Source organism: Acetobacter tropicalis (genome assembly GCF_001580915.1).
Classification (GTDB): Bacteria; Pseudomonadota; Alphaproteobacteria; order Acetobacterales; family Acetobacteraceae; genus Acetobacter; species Acetobacter tropicalis.
In genome coordinates this window covers 1-874 of the sequence record NZ_LHZQ01000038.1, presented here as the reverse complement: position 1 = coordinate 874, position 874 = coordinate 1, and the positions used below count along the sequence as shown (strand labels likewise).

Annotated in this window: 1 protein-coding gene; it reads right to left on the bottom strand. The window is 54.3% G+C overall.

What is annotated here, in order from left to right:
* Positions 1–120 precede the first annotated feature (120 nt).
* Positions 121–717, bottom strand: a complete 597-nt coding sequence (locus AD944_RS00200; RefSeq protein WP_045543145.1) for a recombinase family protein — start codon at positions 715–717, stop codon at positions 121–123.
* Between the last annotated feature and the right edge of the window lie 157 nt (positions 718–874).

Here is an 874-nt window from a genome sequence, read left to right as displayed (position 1 = left end):
CCTGAAGGTGATGACACGGCCCATTCTGCTAGTCTGTCCCGCTGCTGAGCCTCTTTCTGACCGTCAGCGAGACCTTGAGCGTATCCGGGGTCACGACACGAAAGTGTACTTTGCGTACGTTTAGAGTGAATCCGACAAGAACATTGAGGCTGTTCTGCTGAGAGTTCGATAGACTGTCGGACGAGAGATGGAAAAGACTTCGGCTAGATCTCTGATGGAGTAATCGCCGGTATCATACATCCGGCGAAGTTCCTTCTGCTGACGTTCAGAAAGCTTGGGCTTTTTGCCGCGCAGTTTGCCTTTGGAGCGAGCAACGGCCATGCCTTCACGGGTACGCATCCGGATCAGATCGGCTTCAAACTCTGCGAAAGTCGCGAGAATATTGAAGAACAGCTTGCCCATTGGATCAGATGGATCGTGAACACTGCTCCCAAGTTGAAGCTTCACACCACGGGATGCCAGGCTGTCGCCAATAGCCCGCGCGTCAGGGACAGATCGGGCCAGTCGATCAAGCTTCGGCACCACCAGAGTATCGCCACTGCGAACAGCCGCCAGTGCCTGGTCAAGGCCGGGCCTTTCCCGGTTCGTGCCGGTGAAACCCTTGTCAGTATACACGCGATCAGCCGCCACCCCCAGTTTGAGTAGAGCGTCTTTTTGAGCGGCGAGGTCCTGTTTGTCAGTCGAGCAACGGGCGTAGCCGATTAGCGTTTGTGTCATATGCAAGAGTGTAACGCATATGGCCCCCTCATCGCAAAAGATATGGTACCATTTAAATGAGACTCGGCTTTCGGCTGTTTTTCTGTCTCAGCAGGTCAACCGGCGATCGTCCGTTCAACGATCCCCTTCCGGACACATGAAGGAGACATCCGATCAT

What these genes read in the sequence shown, in the direction of transcription:
- AD944_RS00200 (WP_045543145.1), bottom strand. Translation starts at nt 717, where the DNA reads ATGACACAAACGCTAATCGGCTACGCCCGTTGCTCGACTGACAAACAG.